The organism is Nocardia barduliensis (assembly GCF_013315795.1).
Taxonomy (GTDB): Bacteria; Actinomycetota; Actinomycetes; order Mycobacteriales; family Mycobacteriaceae; genus Nocardia; species Nocardia barduliensis.
In genome coordinates this window covers 1-15,357 of the sequence record NZ_JABLTE010000044.1, presented here as the reverse complement: position 1 = coordinate 15,357, position 15,357 = coordinate 1, and the positions used below count along the sequence as shown (strand labels likewise).

Genomic DNA, 15,357 nt, shown 5'->3' with positions numbered 1-15,357 from the left:
AAGCGGTGCCGGGCTGGCAGGTATTCCGCATCCCAGCCTGGCGGGCCGGCGCAAGTGTTGCGGATGGACAACCGGACTGACGAGGCGGCTGGGCCAATTGTCGGCTGGATCCATCCCTCACTTCCTGTCTTTGCTCAGGTGCATCCCTGTGCTCAGGTTCTTCCCTTCTTCTCATGCCGCCGGTGCCGCGGCGGCCGTCGACGGGGTGAACAGCTCTGCGGGGGCTTCATCGACGGGCAGCGGCTGCGGCAGGTCTTTGTGGCCGGTGCGTGGGCTGCAGAATTTGAAGCAGCCGTCGGGGTCCAGCAGCTTCGGCATGTGCAGATCGGCGTGGTCGCACCACTAGGCGCTGACGCCGAGCGGGCCGGTGGTGCGCAGTTCCTCGTAGGTGCGCCACAGCGTGTGCAGGCGGTGCAGTGCTTCGGGGTGGCGCCACCACAGCGGGCACCAGGCCCGTTCGTGGGTGTCGGTGGCCTGACGGGCGTAGGCGTGCGTACACCAGGAATCCGTGCACGAACTCTCCCAGCGACGGGTACTCAGCGCAGGGCGCGGCGGGTCGGTGTCGGCAGTGCGCCAGCGCATGTCGGGCAAACGCTTAAGCACTCTTGGACCTGCTGGTGGCTGGGCAAAGAGCGAACGTTTCAGAGACAGCGGGCCCAGCACGGCCCGGAGTTCGCCACACCCCCCGGCCACTCGGTCAGCCGTTCACGGACAGCTCGGTGTGTCGGAGTCGGCTTTGATGAGTCGCTTCAGCAAACCTGACGTGTCCGGCCTTCGGGAGCGTATCGGGTACGCCGCGGCTGTATCAACGGATGATTTCGGCGCGCACTCTCTCGTTCGGTGTCCCGATATCCCAGAACCGAACAGTGCCCCGGGCATTGCGGTAGACGCCCGTGCCGCCGGTGATGGCCATGTCGAGCGGGTCCGGACCCCTGACCCACAGAGCCTGCATGGTGACCGAGCCCTGCTCGAGCTCCATCGTGAGCAGGCACTGCGCGGTGATCTTTTCTCCGTCGATATGGATGACCTGGCACGAGCCGCCCCCGCGGCCCACTTTTCGCCCGTCCTTTATGGCGGTTCCGGAGAAGACATCCATATCGCCTACGCTCATCCCCGCGCGGTCGAGATCTGGGGCTGCGTATTGATCGTTGTCAACCTTGACTTCGAGGATCTCCATCGAGTCCGCTGCGGGTGTCTGTGCCTCGCCATCGTCGGCTCCACAGCCGCTGACCACAGTGGTCAGCAGTGACATGACACCGAATGCCATGAGTGCCGTCTTGATTCGCATCTTGTTGTTCGGCATACCGTTTCCTGATCAATTGGGTAGGGAGGGGATTTACGGCACGAGGGCCGTTGGTCTGGTTCGTGGCACGATCGGCCGTCGGGTGATGCCTGAGCTACTGCCACGACACGGGTGTCGGGAGAGCCCACCGTCTACCCGCCGCGGACCGGAGGGATCGCGGTCCGTCGACCGGGGCACGGCAAGAGGGCGGTCCGGTGGCTGCTCGGCCCTGTATCGCTGTAGGTGCGCGCGACTTCGACGGCTTCACCGCCGCATAGAGCACGCGGCTTTCTGCGGTTTCGACCAGACAAGGAGTCCTCGGCCTATCTCAGAGGCCGACCCGAGGACCCAGTGGTCGTCCAGATTCAGCAGGAGACCGGAAGGGACGAGGGCGGGAGACCGCGGTCGATGACTTGCTCATGCCGTCAGCGTTCCGGTTAATGGATACATGAAGTCAAGTCGGACTCTGACGATCGGCGAGCTGGCTCAGCGGTTCGGCCTGGGCACGCACGTGCTGCGGTACTGGGAGAGCATGGGCCTGCTGGAGCCTGCACGCCGCGCGGGTGGCCAGCGGTTATACGAACACGCGGACCTCGAACGCGTGGCGTTGATCCTGATGGGCAAGGAGGCCGGTCTCACGCTGGGGGAGCTGGCCACGGTGCTGTCCACCGCCGACCCGAGGGACCATCGGGATCTGCTGTGCCACCACGTCGAGGAACTCGAGCGGCGTATCACACAGGCACGAGCAGCCAAGGAACTGATCGAACATGTCCTCGCCTGCCCGCACAGCCTCGCCGAATGTGAGCACGCGCGCGAACATATCGCCGCCCGTATTCCCCCTCTTCCCCGGAACTCCGCCAGCGTATAAATGGGGTACAACCCAGCGCCACAGGCAACTACGCGTGGGAGTGGAGAGGCCGAAGATTGCGGCTTGTCATTGTTGTCTGCGAGCCAGTACGTGAAGCAAGGGCCACCATTGGACATGGTCCAGAACCATCTGGCGTACAAGGGGGCTCGTGGTGAGCATGTGTCGTGTGTAGTGGTGCCAGTCGTCTTCCGAGGCGGTGCTCGGGTGTTGCCGGGTAGTGAATAGCCCGGCTTCCAGCGTGTCGGCGAGCATCTCAGCGATGGTTTCCAGCCGTGCTTTCTGCTTTCCGCGCAGGCGGTAACCATCCGCACCGCCGTAGAGGTACTCGCGAAGCTCGGGATAGTCGAGAAGATGGGAGTACACCTGACGAAGATCGCTCATGATGGCTCTCAACTCTGACGTAGCCACCAGAGCATTCGATGTTCGTGTTTGTTGGGCCAGCGCCTTTGTCTGCTCGGCCACATAGCGAAGTTGCCAGGCCGCGAACCCCGCGGAAGCGGCTGCGACTATCAGCGCAACGATAGTGAGTGTTGTCTGCATCTGCCATCCCCCTGGTTGCCGCGGCGTCGACACCGTCGGCGTGACGCGCTGGGGCGTGTGGCACTCGCCCGGCCACCGTAGACCCATCTCCTGCGCGCGAGACTACTTGCGACTCGGGGCAGTTTCAGGGTTTCGGGTGTAAGTCGTCATCAGCGAGGAGGCTGGCATCAGCAAGGGTCTGGATCCACAACGGATCCATGCCTGCCGTACCCTGCGACGCCAGTTGCTCGACATGTTTCATGGACACCACGAATGCTTGAGTTCCCGTGGTTTCCGCCCTGATGGTCGAGTTTCCAAAGATCGAACGATTCTCCACACCATGCCGTATGACTACAAGGCCGCCGCTACAAGGGGGGCCAATCCCGGCGGTTCGACATTGGCAGGCTTCTGTCTGACGTCCTGGTCCCAGTCGCATACCGGCGCCCGAGGACCCCACTGATTCGGCCTGGCGAAAGAGATGATCTCAGTGCCGAAATTCACCTGCATGAGCCGGGCCTCACCGGAGAAGGTCGCGCGGTCGAACCGGGCGTCGCTGGAGAAGGTCGCGCCGCCGAACCCGACAGTCCCCGGAGAACTTCACATTGCTGAGGTCGACGTCCTCGAGATGAGCTGTGCGAAAGTCGAAGTGGCTTGCTGTCCAGCTGTATTCGGCCTCGGGCCGCAAGTGATCGGCGATGACGCGGACGATGGTGGCACGGATTTCGCGGTCGTTCTACCGGTACTCGAAGTGTTGTTCGTTCTCCGGGCCAGCGAGATCAGCTGACCGGTACTTGCGGATGTCCTTGGTCTGATGGTTGCCGCCGAGTTCGGGACTGTAGGGCAGCCGCAGGTAGCCGCACAGCACGTCGATACACTGTTGACGGCGCAGCCCGTCGAATTCGTCGGCGACACCCGCCATCGCGTAGACCCCGGCGATGCGGACAGCGACATCGGTCGCGCCGATCTGGGCGGCTGCGGCACCGAAGAGTTCGACGAACCGACTCTGTTCGAGGTCGCGTTGGCGTCGGCTCTCTTCGACCACCCGACCCGAACTTCGGCAGCAGCGCTTCGCCGCTGGGGCGCTGGTAGCGGCCGATGCTGGTGTGGGCGAGTTCGACGAGTTCCTCGACGCGGATTCCGGTGCGTGCCCTGCAAAATGCGCATGGGACCATCCAGGCGAGCCATGTGGGTTACTCGAAGTCTGTGTGTGCGGCTCGATCAGGGACGGACCGGCGACCGTGCGAGATAGATGGCCCCTGGCGGTGACCATGGAACAGGACGGTGCATGCGGATCTGCTCGTAAACGGCGAGGAGGCGTTCCACGGGATGGTCGAGTTCGATCGGCAGATGAGCGATCACCGCAGAGACACGGTTGTCGAGTACGTGTTTCGCCTCGGTCGTGCGTGTCGAGACCGGTACCGTGATGCGCAATTCGGTGGGAAATATCCGCAGCGGCTCCCGTTGAGAGAAGACTCGTCGGCCGGGGCGATCGCCGCGTACAGGACCGGCGCGAGGGTGCGCACCGACTCAGGACAGAACGCGGGAACCTCACCGGCGCTTGGCCCGCTTCCTTCAAACGTTTCAGAAGTGTCCGACGCTGACCCGGCGGCCGGTGTCTTCCATTTCCATGAAGCCCGTGTCCAGCGAACCCGCCTCTGTCATCGCGAACCTGTCCCGGCGACGGTTACAGGCTGCTGGCTATCGGCTGGGAACTGCCACTACTACGCAGCTTGCGACGATCCGCTCTTGCGTCGACTTCCTCACCAGCCCCCGCTGAACCCCCACCTCGACGGTTCCGTTTGATGGTGCTCCAGCGCTCACGTGAGGGACGTCGTGCCGTCTCACTTCGGGACCAACGTCCTCGGGGCGTGGCGCTGTCCAGGGTCCTGTGCATGTTCCGAACGGCCATCGGATGGTGACTTTCGTTTCTGTGGCAGCACGAAAAGGCAGCAGAAGATCGAGGTATGGAACGAGGCGATTCGACAGGTCGGCAGAGCAGTTGTGACAACCACCGGATACGCGAGGTCAGGGCTCGCCGCTTCGCCGGTGTTGCCCACAGCGCGGCTGCACGTCGGGGGATCGCGGACGATAGGGGTGTTGCGGTATCTGGGGCGGTCGTACGGCCGGCGGTTTTTCAAGACGCGCATCCGCGGCAACGCACCGACACGCTCGACCCTTATCCCGTGATCGACGTGGGAACAGGCAAGGTCGTGCCGTCACGCCGGGACCTCGGGCGTCGCTGGTTTGTCGCGGTCACCAGCGGCGAGACTCTCGGCTTCGGATCGCTCGCCTGTGTCGGTGCGCTCACCGCCGACTCGGCGCCCGGCGTGATCGCCGCCGCGTTGTTGATGGCGGGCGCGATCGAAGGCGGCGTCCTGGGCTGGTTCCAAGCCCGCGTGCTGCGCAGCCGGCTGCGGGGCTTCGCGCCCCGCGACTGGGTCGCGGCCACGGTCGTCGGCGCTGTCGTCGCATGGACCGTCGGTCTGATCCCCCCTCCTCTATGGTGACCGAATCGGGGACTGGCCGATCGGCATACAAATGCCGACGGTTTCCGCAGGTGCGATCGTGATGGTGTTCGCGCTCGGCGTCGCACAGTGGTATGTCTTGCGGCGTTGGTCAGACCGAGCGGTTCTGTGGATCTGGGCCAACGCCGTGGGCTGGATCACCGGGTTGAGTGCTTTCCTAGTGGTCACCGGCCCGCTGTGGCGGCCCGGGCAATCGGCGGTGGTTACCGCGGTGATCGGGGCTCTCGCCGGTCTGGTGATGGCCGCGGTGATGGCAGCCATCACGGGAGCGTTCCTGGTGCGCATCCTGGAGCCGGGACATCTCAGGGCTTCCGCTCGAACGGGTGAGAACACTCGTTGCGGATGGAAGTCGCGCCGTCGGCTGGACTCGCCGGCGACATCACCCCGCACGAAATGGTGAACCGATGCAATGGCAGCGACCCGATTGATGATGGTCCCAGCAGCATGATGGTCGAGATCGAGCAGACTGAGTCGCTCCGCTTGCTGGCGAGCGCGCGCTACGGGCGGGTCGTTTTCACCCGCGACGCGCTTCCTGCCATACGCCCGGCAAATCATCTGTTCGACGGTGGGATGGTTCTCATACGCACCCGCCTGCTCGCCCCGCTCGCCAGCACTCTCGGAACAGCGCCGGGTGTCGTGGTGGCTTATCAAGCCGACGACATCGACCCCGTTGGCCGTATGGGCTGGTCGGTGGTCGTAACCGGGTTCGCGCGTCCGGTCACCGATCCCAAACTCGTTGCGCGCTGCGAAAGGCTGTTAGCGCCATGGGGCGATCCGACCACGACTTTCGTCATCGGAATCGAACCCACAATCGTGAAAGGTGTCCGGCTCATCGAGGTCCCGAGCTAGGCGTCGGCCGCCGCCCTGGTGTACTCGGCGGCTCCGCGCGGTGTATGGCTTGCCTCATCGGAATCGTTAGACTGACGGCTCCCTCTCGAAGACGAGTTGATCTGCCGGACGATTGGTTCCATCGCGAGGCAGGACCTCCCGGCACCACCAGTCTCGCAGGAAGCACCCGAGATAATCCGGAGGACGAATTCCCCTCTGTCGCGGTACGAATGTCATCAGCGCGCGAGAACTACAGCGTCGCCTGGGGCCATCTCCCTGCCGAGCGCTGATGTCGCGGTCCTGCCCGGCCACGCTCGACACCGCCCGCGACGAGTTCGAGCTGAGTAAGCCTCGAACCGATGTCCGGATCGACCCGAGTTCGCCGGCGAGATCGGTGAGGGTTTGATAGAAGTCCGAGGACGCATACCCGGTGGCAGAGTGCCGCTGGCCACGAGGTAGCTCCCGCCGCGCACCGCACGCTCCACCTCGACCAAGCAGCGATGCTGTTCCGGGTCGGTGAGCCTCGGGCCTGGAAGACGAATCGGTACTGCTCGCCGCTGACGGTTTCGGTGACCGAGCGCTTTCCCGGGTCGATTCGGCCACCTGCACCGGCCGCGGCGGCACTCCGGTATCGCGCACCAACTGCTCGAGCGGGCGATCGCTCGGGCTGCCGGTGGGAAAGCCCGCTGTCACCTCGACGCCCAGCTCGGCCGCCGTGCGCGCGATGTTGATCCCGGCACCGCCTGGGTCGAAGCGTGGTGTCGCGCAGCGCATCTTGTCGGTCGGTACGACTCGCTCGACCCGAGTCGCGAGATCGATCGCGGGATTCATCGTCGATGTCACGATCCGGCCCACCGAAATCTTCTCGCTCCGTGCTTTCGCTACGATCCCGTCGGAGTCGGGCGCGCTCGTCGACCGGGGCAGTGTCGCTGCAGGCCGATCTTGTAAAGCATCCGGACCCGGGCCCGTCCGTGGAGATGACCGCTGTCTCGCCACACGAAGGCGCGAAGCCACCGGACACCTCGGTCTCCGTTTCAGCGCATCGCTGTCCGGCATGCGTTAACCGCACCACGCGCTCCGAGCCCGGAGTACGTGGACAGGACGGAGGTGGACAGATGTCAGCGCGGCCGCCATCCGACAGCTCTCCGAGAAAGTGTGGGACGTTCGACCTCCGCCTTCGAGTCGATGTCCTCCTCCAACGCCCTCCGCGAAGCCGCACGCTGATAGTGCCGCCGACGACAGCGAGCGAATGGAGAAACCGTGCTGGTAAACGAGGACCTGCGACTAGCGGACCGGATCGTAGGCGTATTCGGTCGGCGGGCAGTGGTGGGCGCCGCGGTCGCCGTCGTACGTGAGGGCCGAATGGACTTCGCTGGGCACGGGATGGCCGACATCGCCGCGAACCGCCCGGTCACCCAGGACACGATCTTCCGGATCGCGTCTATCACCAAGACATTCACCGCGATCGCGGTGATGCAGCTGTGGGAGCGCGGACTGATCGATCTCGATGCCCCGGCGAGCAAGTATCTACGCGCTTATCGCCTGGTCCCCGCCGATTCGCGGTTCGGGCCGGTGACGGTACGCCACCTGCTGACCCACACCTCGGGCATCGGTGAGACAGCTCATCCCCGGCGGGTGCTGCACCCCGATTTCGGGGAGAGTGTTGCACCGGGCGAACCCGTACCGCCACTGAGCCGGTACTACCGGCGCGGCCTGCGTGTCCACGTCGAACCAGGCAGCCGATGGACCTACACCAATCATGGCTTCGCCACCCTCGGCCAGATCGTCGCCGACATCACAGGCGTCCCATTCGCCGACTATCTGCGCGAACGGCTGTTCCTGCCGCTGGGCATGCTCGACACGAGTCTCACCCCGCCCACGACCGCGGCGTCGCGGCGGGCGGTCGGATACCGGCTGCGCGCGCACGGGCCGGAAGAGATCACCCATCGCGAGATGATCACCGCCGCGGCGTCCTCGGCCTACTCCACTGCGCGCGATATCGGCCGCTATATCGCCGCACTGCTCGGCGGCGGTGGCAACGAATACGGTTCCGTGGTCGAATCCACGACGCTGGCAATGATGTTCGCACCGCAGTACCAGCCCGATCCCCGGGTGCCGGGAATGGGCCTCGGATTCTTCCGCGGTCAGGCCGGGAACCATCGGGTGATCGAGCATCAGGGCATCCTGCCCGGGTTCAACTCCCAGATCTGGCTCGCCCCCGACGACGGACAGGCCGTCCTGGCCTTCGTCACCGGCGGTCATCGCGCCATGCTCTGGCTTCCGGCCGAATCCTCTGCCCAACTACACGAGATCCTCGGTGTCGCGCAACCGGCGATCCGCGACGACGTCGCGCACCGGCCGGAAATCTGGCCCGAGATCTGCGGCTTCTACCCACTGCCCGGGGCGCTCACCGATGTCCGCGCCCGATCGATGGTAGGAGCAGGCGCCGAAGTGCGGATCAGCAGCGGCCGACCGGTGCTGCGGGTGCTGACCCCGATTCCCGCCCTGATGCGCGGACTGCCTCTGCACCCCGACGACCCCGACGATCGCTTGGCCTTCCGCATCGACATGGACCGGTGGGGTCTGGGCACCGGCAGAATTCTGTTCAGTCGAGAGTCCGGCACCGGGGCGATGAGGATGCACTTCGACCTGCATCCCATGACACTGCGAAAGTCGAGAACCCTGCCGGCCCGGCGGGCGGAAAGGATGCCCAGATGACCGAGCCCGCGATCACGATCGCCGGCCTGACGAAATCTTTCGGTCAGGCGAAGGCACTCGACGGACTGGATCTGACCGTAAGCACCGGTGAGGTCCATGGGTTCCTGGGTCCGAACGGCTCGGGTAAGACGACGACGATTCGGATTCTGCTGGGATTGCTGCGTGCGGATTCCGGGACGCTGTGCATGCTCGGCGGCGATCCGTGGTCGGACGCGGTCGCACTGCACGCGCGGTTGGCCTATGTACCAGGTGAGGTCCTGCTCTGGCCCGGAATCACCGGCGGTGAGGTCATCGACTTGATGGGCCGTCTGCGCGGCGGGATCGACCGGCGCCGCCGCGCCGAATTGCTGGAGCGATTCGATCTCGATCCGCACCAGAAGGCGCGCGCCTACTCCAAGGGCAACCGGCAGAAGGTCGCGCTCGTCGCGGCGTTGGCCTCGGACGCGGAGCTGCTGTTGCTCGACGAGCCAACCGTTGGCCTCGACCCCCTGAAAGAAGCCGAATTTCAGCGCTGCATCGCCGAATCCAAGAACGAGGGCAGGACCGTGCTACTGTCCAGTCACATTCTGGCCGAGGTGGAAGCACTGTGCGATCGGGTGAGCATCATCCGGCGCGGGCGCACCGTGGAAAGCGGCACCCTGTCCGAGCTGCGCCATCTGACCCGCACCACGATCACCGTCGAAACCACCCGGCCGCTGACGGGTCTGGACGCGGCGGCCGGAGTGCACGACCTCGTCCGCGACGGCACTCGGGCCCGGTTCGACGTCGACACCGCCCACCTCGACGCCGTGACGCGCGTACTCGCCGATCTCGGCGTGCGCAGCCTCACCAGCACGCCGCCCACACTCGAGGACATCTTCCTCCGCCACTACGACGCCGCTTCGGCCCCTTCAGGGCAGGAGAACCGGTGAGCACCGCCATGATTTCGCGGCCGCCGCTGCGGCAAGATCTCTCCGGGGCAGGCACGCTGCTGCGCTTCGCGCTGCGACGCGAGCGCTTCTCGCTGCCGTGCTGGCTGCTCGGCGCAGCCGCGCTGCTGGCGTTCCAGTCGGTCGGTAGTCAACGCTTCTACGACACGCCGCAAAAGCTCGCGCAGCTGCGCGAGACGATGAGTGCCAGTGCGGCCGCCGTCGCCATGGGCGGGCCGACGCAATTGCTGACGACCATCGGCGGCGAGATCGCTTTCGAGATACTCGCGTACCTGGCGGTCGTGGTCGCGTTGATGAATATGTTTCTGGTCGGCAGGCATACTCGCTCGGACGAGGAGACCGGGCGCGCGGAACTTCTCCGCTCGGCGCGGGTGGGGCGCCGGGCACCCACCGTCGCCGCGCTGGCGCTGGCCGGGCTGGCCGATATCGCCGTCGTGCTGGTGCTCTTCGCCGCCGCGGTCGGCACCGGGCTCCCGACGAGCGGCTCACTGCTGCTGGGCGTGGTCACGGGGGGCGTGGGTGTCACGTTCGCCGCCGTCACCGCTGTCGCCGCCCAGATCTTCGAGAATCCGCGCAGCGTCTACGGCGCGGTCGGGCTTGCGCTGGCGGCCGCCTATGTGGCGCGCGCGATCGGCGATGTGGGCAGCGGAACCGCCTCCTGGACATCGCCCATCGGATGGGCCCAGCGCAGCTACCCGTACGCCGGTGACCGCTGGTGGACGGTGCTGTTGTTCGCCGCCGCGACCTTCGCACTGACCGCTTTGGCCTTCGCTCTGCTGGATCGACGCGACTTCGGCGCCGGACTGCTCCCCTACGGCACGGGGCGCGCGACCGCGTCCTGGGCGCTGGGGTCGCCGCTGGGCCTCGCCTGGCGGTTACAGCGCGGTTCGCTGGCCGGCTGGGCCGTGGCCGTTTTCGCGTTAGGTGCCGCGTACGGCTCGTTCGCCGACAGTATCGCGGACTATCTCGACGACAATCCCGAGATCGCCGCCTACCTTCCCGGCGGCGCGGCCGACGCGGTGAACTCGTATCTATCCCTGACGGTGTCGATCGTCGCGCTGCTCACCGCCGCGTTCGGCGTCGCCAGTGTGCTGCGCGCGCGTGGGGAGGAGACCGCGGGACGGGCCGAGCCGCTGCTGGCGGCTCCGGTCAGCCGGTATCGCTGGCTGGCGAGCCATCTCGCCATCGCTGTGGGGGGCGGCGCGTTCGTGCTGGCCGTCGGCGGATTCGGCATCGGCCTGACGTACGGGCTGACGATCTCCGATCCAGGACAGACACTGCGCATGACCGGTGTGGCGCTGGTGTATCTCCCCGCGGTCTGGTCGGTGATCGCGGTTGCGGTACTCGGCCTCGGCTGCGCTCCGAGAGCGGCTGTAGCGGTGGCCTGGGCGGCCTTCGCCTACTGCGCCGTGGCGCTGCTCTTCGCAGCCGCATTCGATCTGCCCGACTGGTTCGACGACGTCTCGCCGTTCACCCACATTCCGAAGGCGCCGCTGCATACCGTCACCGCCACGCCCATGCTCGTGATCATCCTGACCGCACTGGCCGGTCTGATACTCGCTGCCGCCGGTTTTCGCCGCCGCGACGTCGGGTATTGACCAGGACTCCGCCCGCTGGCGAACACGTTGTCGCTCGTCGGGCGAATAGGGGTTCCGGTAGTAACCGCCGAAGAATCAACGGATATGGCGTAGCTGCTGGTCAGCGTCGGCGCTCGGCGCCTGGGCCCAGGATTGAGGTCAGCTCGCGCATCGCCTGCGGGGATGGTTTGAAGTAGCGGCGCAGGTACTCGACCTTGCGGTGCCGCTACTTCGCCATGAGCTCGAGCAGGCTCGCGCCGGCTTCGCCGAGGTGGGTCAGGCCGGAGTGGCGGAGTTCGTGTAGGTCCCAGCCGGTTCCTGGTCCATCGGTCGCGGTGGCGGCGTCGAGCAGGTCGCGGGCCTGGTCGTAGGACAGGCGGGCGCGGCCGGTGTCGGGGCAGACGTCACGCTCGCCCAGGTACTTGCCGGGTCCGGGCCGGCGGTGGGTGAGGAAGACCGGGCCTCGGGTGCGGTCGCGGATCAGTCGGGGCAGCAGCCGCGCGGTGCCCGCGTCCCAGTACACGTTCTCGAGGATGTGTTCGTGGTGGGTGGCGCCGCGGCGGCGTGTGCGGGGTTTGGCGCTCTTGGACTTCACCGCGGCGGTGCGGCCCGCGAGGTCGAGGTCTTCGATGTTGAGCTGGATCAATTCCTCTGTGCGGGCGCAGGTCTCGTACAGCATCCGCCACAGCGTCTTCTCCCGGAGGTGGATGTCGCGGCGGGCGATGAGTCGGTCGATCGCGGTGCGTGAGCGGACCGGGGTGTCGGAGTCCGGCGGCGTCGACCGCGCGGCCGACGTCGGAAGCTTCGGTGCGGTCCAGCCCTGCTCGGCGCACCAGTTCAGCCATTTGCCGACTGCGGCGCGGCGGGCATTCCAGGTGTTCACCGCGGCGGAACCCCACAGCGTTTCCAGTGCGGCGCCGACTTCGGCGTCGGTGACCGAGTCCAGGGCGCGGCTGGGCCCGAGGATTCCGTCCGGGCGGCCGTCGAGCGCATCGACGGTCTTGACGATCGCGATGCCGTAGGCGCGACGGGTGTTCGCCGATCCGATGGTGTCGAGGAACACGTCGGCGGCCGAGCGCAGGGTGCGCGTCGGTGGGGCGGTGGGCAGGCGGGCCACGTTCGCGGCCATCGGAACCCGCCTTTCCGGCTTGCCCCGGATAACGGTGCCGCTTCGTGAACGCGCCGGAGTGGGTCCGCCGCAGGTCGGGTTCCACGTTACCCCGGATAACGGCCCATTATCCGGGGTAACTCCTCAACGCCAGATCTTCGCAGGAGTTCAGTGGTCTGCGGGGTCCGGCGATTCGTCGCCCAGCTGACGGCCCGCATCGGTCGACCACGCCGTCGCGCCGAGACGATAGGACGGTTCGCACGGGCAGCTATGAAGACGATGTGATGGTGTTCCAGCGCGCGCGGGCGGCGGCGAACAGGTCCACGCACACCGTCACGAGGTCGGCAGGGTCGTCATGGCAACCGTCCATCAACCAGTCGACCAGCAGGTGGTTGACGCCGCCGACCAGTGCGGTCGCAGTCAACCGCTGGCCTCGCGTCAGCGAGCGAGGGCTCTCCGTCGCCCAGATGGCCATCACGGTGTCGACGAAATCGCGCAGAACCCGATGGCGACGCTGTTCCATGTCCGGTGAAACCCCGACGACCTCGATGAGCACTACCCGCGCGCGGCGCGGGTCGCTGGTCAGGTAGTGGATGAAGGCTTCGAGTCCGGCTGCGGTGCGTGCGTCGAGATCGGGATGGGCCTGCTCGAGTGCGGCGATGGTCTGCGCGCGCATCATCTCGGCCAGGTTGTCGTAGAGGGCGGCCAGGCAGAACTCCTGATTGGAGAACGACTCGTAGAAGTACCGCTCGGTGACGCTGGCGCCGCGGCAGATCTGCTTGATCGACGCGGCCGCGTAGCCGGTCGTGCCGTACTGCTCCAAAGCGGATTCGAGGATGGCCGCCCGGCGCTGACGCACTCGCTCCTCCGGAGCGATACCGGAGTACTTGCGGCCGGAGGGTTTCGGGCCGGAGGGTCCCGTGCGGGTCATTCGGGGCCTTTCCTTCCTGCCGACGAAGTGCAATACTAGCCGAACCATTTCTGACAATCACGATTGCCCAACATTGATCGCTGTGTCCAGCCGATGCAGGGAAGGCATCACACAATGACGGAAACAACACTGGCCGGGCGCATCGTGGCCGTCACCGGCGGTGCGAAGGGCATCGGGCGCGAGATCGCGCGCCAGCTCGCCGAGGCCGGTGCCCGGGTTGCGATCGGTGATCGCGATATCCAGGCCGCCGAGGCCACCGCGCAGGCGTTACCGGGTCAGGTGCATGCGTTCACGCTTGATGTGACCGATACCGGGTCGTTCCGCCGGTTCCTCGCCGAAGTCACCGCCTTGTGGGGTCCACTCGACGTGTTGGTCAACAACGCCGGTGTCATGTGGGTCGGGGCCTTCGACGATGAACCCGAGACCGCGACCGAGCGCATGCTCGCGGTGAACCTGCACGGCGTGATCCGAGGCGTGCGCTTGGCCGCACCGTCGATGCGCGAGCGCGGCCGCGGTCACATCGTCACCATCGCCTCGGCCGCCTCCAAACTCGCCCCGCCCGGAGAATCCACCTACGCCGCCACCAAACACGCCGTCCTGGGCTACCTCACCGGCGTACGCGAGGAACTGCGCGGCAGTGGCGTCGAGATCTCGGTGATCATGCCCGGCGTCGTCGACACCGAACTCGCGATCGGCACCGACAGCGGCGCGACCTCACCGTTGCAGCCCGGCGATGTCGCCGCCGCCGTCGTCGCGGTTTTGCGCCGCCCACGTTTCCAGGTCACCGTGCCGGCCTCGATCGGTCTGCTGGTCCGCATCGCCGCTGTGCTACCGCAGTCCATCCGTGACCAGGTATTGCGCCGCACGGTGCCCAACCAAGTCGAGGCAACACGGAATTCGAACACCCGCGCAGGCTACGAACACCGTGCCCTGACCGAGACCACCGACCCGAGGGAGTCCTGATGACCAACATCGAATCCGGCACCGTCCGCCCGATCCCGGAGTTTTCCGGCGTCCACGACATCTGGCCCCGGGGCCGGCGGCTCGACGCTGTTCGCGAAGCGGCACTGAGTTACCGGGAACGATTTCTGCGCCAGGGGCAGGTGAAAGCGGTCAAGAGTTTCGACATCGCCGCCGCGCCGTATCCGGCGCAGTACGCGTTCCAGAACTACTCGGTCAACCTCAACCCCTTCATCTCGATCATCAACCGCATGTTCGTGATCCAGTTCGAGGGCTTCGACGGCGAATTGAAGACCCTGGTGTGGGAACCCACCGTAGCCGCCGGTTCCGCGGAAGCCCCGTTCTACGGCCAGTTGCAGCGCTTCAGCCGCCGCGTCGGCCTGGAATCGTTGTTCGTCAAGTACTACAACGACCCCGATCGGGTGCTGCCGCGCCTGGGGTTGACCAACGACGACGTCGACTACATCAGCTTCGACCACCTCCACGTCCAGGACCCACGCATGATCGTGGGCAGCAGCGAGCCCATCGAAGGCGAGGCCGAACCGCGCAAGCCCTTGTTCCCCAACGCCAAACTGCTCGTGCATCGAAGGGAACTGGGCACCTTCGAGTCCATGCACCCCATGCAGTGGGCCTGGTATGTCGACGGCGGCATGAACGGGGTACCCGCCGACCGGCTCGAAATCTTCGACGGCGATGTCGAACTCGGAGTCGGGGTCAGCCTGCTGTGGACACCCGGCCACACCGACGGCAACCATTCCCTGGTCGTCAACACTCCCGACGGGGTGTGGGTGTCGTCAGAGAACGGGATGGCCGCCGACAGCTGGCAACCCGAACTGTCGAAGATCCCCGGCGTGCGCCGCACGGCGCAGTTCTACGGCCGCGAGGTAGTGCTCAACGCCAACACCCTCGAAGACTCCCTCGACCAGTACGACTCCATGGTGAAGGAGAAGACCCTCGCCAGCCCGTCGCCGCGGAACCCGCAGTGGCGCCAGATCATCCCGTCCTCCGAATGCGCGAACTGGAAGCGGCAGTGGCCGGTCGTGCCGACCTTCAGCCACGGCGGCCTGGACTACGGCGCCATCACCGTCCCCACCCGGTAACCAGGCTCGAAC

The 15,357-nt window shown here is 66.2% G+C and carries 15 protein-coding genes and 2 pseudogenes; 9 read left to right on the top strand and 8 right to left on the bottom strand.

The window, feature by feature from the left end:
- Positions 1-171: 171 nt before the first annotated feature.
- A pseudogene (locus HOV91_RS39965) lies at positions 172-582 on the bottom strand (DUF4913 domain-containing protein).
- Between the two features lie 223 nt (positions 583-805).
- Complete coding sequence (locus HOV91_RS20005; protein WP_174186924.1) at positions 806-1,303, bottom strand: allene oxide cyclase barrel-like domain-containing protein; 498 nt, start codon at positions 1,301-1,303, stop codon at positions 806-808.
- Between the two features lie 427 nt (positions 1,304-1,730).
- Here HOV91_RS20005 and HOV91_RS20000 point away from each other — a divergent pair, with 427 nt between their 5' ends.
- Positions 1,731-2,150, top strand: a complete 420-nt coding sequence (locus tag HOV91_RS20000) for a MerR family transcriptional regulator (RefSeq protein ID WP_174186923.1) — start codon at positions 1,731-1,733, stop codon at positions 2,148-2,150.
- A gap of 66 nt (positions 2,151-2,216) precedes the next feature.
- On the opposite strand, the gene HOV91_RS19995 is transcribed toward HOV91_RS20000, so the two are convergent.
- From HOV91_RS19995 to HOV91_RS19990, 3 genes and pseudogenes are all read right to left on the bottom strand, one after another.
- Positions 2,217-2,690 (bottom strand): hypothetical protein, encoded by a 474-nt coding sequence (locus tag HOV91_RS19995; RefSeq protein ID WP_174186922.1) that lies wholly within the window; start codon positions 2,688-2,690, stop codon positions 2,217-2,219.
- Positions 2,691-3,020: 330 nt separating this feature from the next.
- Positions 3,021-3,245: pseudogene (locus HOV91_RS41100) on the bottom strand (hypothetical protein); the annotation flags it as partial.
- A 157-nt stretch (positions 3,246-3,402) separates the two neighbouring features.
- Entirely contained in the window at positions 3,403-3,711 is a 309-nt protein-coding gene (locus HOV91_RS19990) for a hypothetical protein (RefSeq protein ID WP_174186921.1), read from the bottom strand.
- 1,141 nt (positions 3,712-4,852) lie between these two features.
- Here HOV91_RS19990 and HOV91_RS19985 point away from each other — a divergent pair.
- Genes HOV91_RS19985 through HOV91_RS19975 form a run of 3 tightly spaced genes read left to right on the top strand, consistent with a single transcriptional unit; the run spans position 4,853 to position 6,043 of the window.
- Positions 4,853-5,176, top strand: a complete 324-nt coding sequence (locus tag HOV91_RS19985; RefSeq protein ID WP_174186920.1) for a hypothetical protein — start codon at positions 4,853-4,855, stop codon at positions 5,174-5,176.
- Between the two features lie 58 nt (positions 5,177-5,234).
- Positions 5,235-5,594 (top strand): hypothetical protein, encoded by a 360-nt coding sequence (locus HOV91_RS19980; protein WP_174186919.1) that lies wholly within the window; start codon positions 5,235-5,237, stop codon positions 5,592-5,594.
- Positions 5,595-5,638: 44 nt separating this feature from the next.
- Complete coding sequence (locus HOV91_RS19975; RefSeq protein ID WP_246350460.1) at positions 5,639-6,043, top strand: pyridoxamine 5'-phosphate oxidase family protein; 405 nt, start codon at positions 5,639-5,641, stop codon at positions 6,041-6,043.
- A gap of 66 nt (positions 6,044-6,109) precedes the next feature.
- Here the strand turns inward: HOV91_RS19975 and HOV91_RS41095 are convergent, their stop codons facing one another.
- Positions 6,110-6,853: a PfkB family carbohydrate kinase gene (locus tag HOV91_RS41095; protein WP_369009323.1), complete on the bottom strand. Its 744-nt coding sequence runs from the start codon at positions 6,851-6,853 to the stop codon at positions 6,110-6,112.
- A 429-nt stretch (positions 6,854-7,282) separates the two neighbouring features.
- Between HOV91_RS41095 and HOV91_RS19965 the strand changes: the two genes are divergently transcribed.
- Genes HOV91_RS19965 through HOV91_RS19955 form a run of 3 tightly spaced genes read left to right on the top strand, consistent with a single transcriptional unit; the run spans position 7,283 to position 11,267 of the window.
- Positions 7,283-8,740, top strand: a complete 1,458-nt coding sequence (locus HOV91_RS19965) for a serine hydrolase domain-containing protein (protein ID WP_174186917.1) — start codon at positions 7,283-7,285, stop codon at positions 8,738-8,740.
- Entirely contained in the window at positions 8,737-9,651 is a 915-nt protein-coding gene (locus tag HOV91_RS19960) for an ABC transporter ATP-binding protein (protein WP_174186916.1), read from the top strand. Before HOV91_RS19965 ends, HOV91_RS19960 begins: the two co-directional genes overlap by 4 nt.
- Positions 9,648-11,267 carry an ABC transporter permease gene (locus HOV91_RS19955; protein ID WP_312884711.1) on the top strand — a complete coding sequence of 540 codons (1,620 nt, stop codon included), beginning with the start codon at positions 9,648-9,650 and terminating at the stop codon, positions 11,265-11,267. The genes HOV91_RS19960 and HOV91_RS19955 overlap by 4 nt, the downstream gene beginning before the upstream one ends.
- Positions 11,268-11,472: 205 nt before the next feature.
- On the opposite strand, the gene HOV91_RS19950 is transcribed toward HOV91_RS19955, so the two are convergent.
- Together HOV91_RS19950 and HOV91_RS19945 are read right to left on the bottom strand one after the other, a co-directional pair.
- Positions 11,473-12,375: a tyrosine-type recombinase/integrase gene (locus tag HOV91_RS19950; protein ID WP_246350450.1), complete on the bottom strand. Its 903-nt coding sequence runs from the start codon at positions 12,373-12,375 to the stop codon at positions 11,473-11,475.
- 247 nt (positions 12,376-12,622) lie between these two features.
- Positions 12,623-13,285, bottom strand: coding sequence for a TetR/AcrR family transcriptional regulator (locus HOV91_RS19945; RefSeq protein ID WP_174186915.1), 663 nt, complete (start codon positions 13,283-13,285; stop codon positions 12,623-12,625).
- A 114-nt stretch (positions 13,286-13,399) separates the two neighbouring features.
- Between HOV91_RS19945 and HOV91_RS19940 the strand changes: the two genes are divergently transcribed.
- A complete protein-coding gene (locus HOV91_RS19940; protein ID WP_174186914.1) occupies positions 13,400-14,248 on the top strand; it encodes an SDR family oxidoreductase in 849 nt (282 codons plus the stop codon).
- Positions 14,248-15,345: an MBL fold metallo-hydrolase gene (locus HOV91_RS19935; RefSeq protein WP_174186913.1), complete on the top strand. Its 1,098-nt coding sequence runs from the start codon at positions 14,248-14,250 to the stop codon at positions 15,343-15,345. Before HOV91_RS19940 ends, HOV91_RS19935 begins: the two co-directional genes overlap by 1 nt.
- The last annotated feature ends 12 nt before the right edge of the window (positions 15,346-15,357 follow it).

Bases quoted from the DNA above. Each gene is read 5' to 3' on its own strand.
- HOV91_RS19945 (WP_174186915.1), bottom strand. From the start codon at position 13,285: ATGACCCGCACGGGACCCTCCGGCCCGAAACCCTCCGGCCGCAAGTAC.
- HOV91_RS19940 (WP_174186914.1), top strand. From the start codon at position 13,400: ATGACGGAAACAACACTGGCCGGGCGCATCGTGGCCGTCACCGGCGGT.
- HOV91_RS19995 (WP_174186922.1), bottom strand. From the start codon at position 2,690: ATGCAGACAACACTCACTATCGTTGCGCTGATAGTCGCAGCCGCTTCC.
- HOV91_RS19950 (WP_246350450.1), bottom strand. From the start codon at position 12,375: ATGGCCGCGAACGTGGCCCGCCTGCCCACCGCCCCACCGACGCGCACC.
- HOV91_RS19935 (WP_174186913.1), top strand. From the start codon at position 14,248: ATGACCAACATCGAATCCGGCACCGTCCGCCCGATCCCGGAGTTTTCC.
- HOV91_RS41095 (WP_369009323.1), bottom strand. From the start codon at position 6,853: ATGAATCCCGCGATCGATCTCGCGACTCGGGTCGAGCGAGTCGTACCG.
- HOV91_RS19960 (WP_174186916.1), top strand. From the start codon at position 8,737: ATGACCGAGCCCGCGATCACGATCGCCGGCCTGACGAAATCTTTCGGT.
- HOV91_RS20000 (WP_174186923.1), top strand. From the start codon at position 1,731: ATGAAGTCAAGTCGGACTCTGACGATCGGCGAGCTGGCTCAGCGGTTC.
- HOV91_RS20005 (WP_174186924.1), bottom strand. From the start codon at position 1,303: ATGCCGAACAACAAGATGCGAATCAAGACGGCACTCATGGCATTCGGT.
- HOV91_RS19975 (WP_246350460.1), top strand. From the start codon at position 5,639: ATGATGGTCGAGATCGAGCAGACTGAGTCGCTCCGCTTGCTGGCGAGC.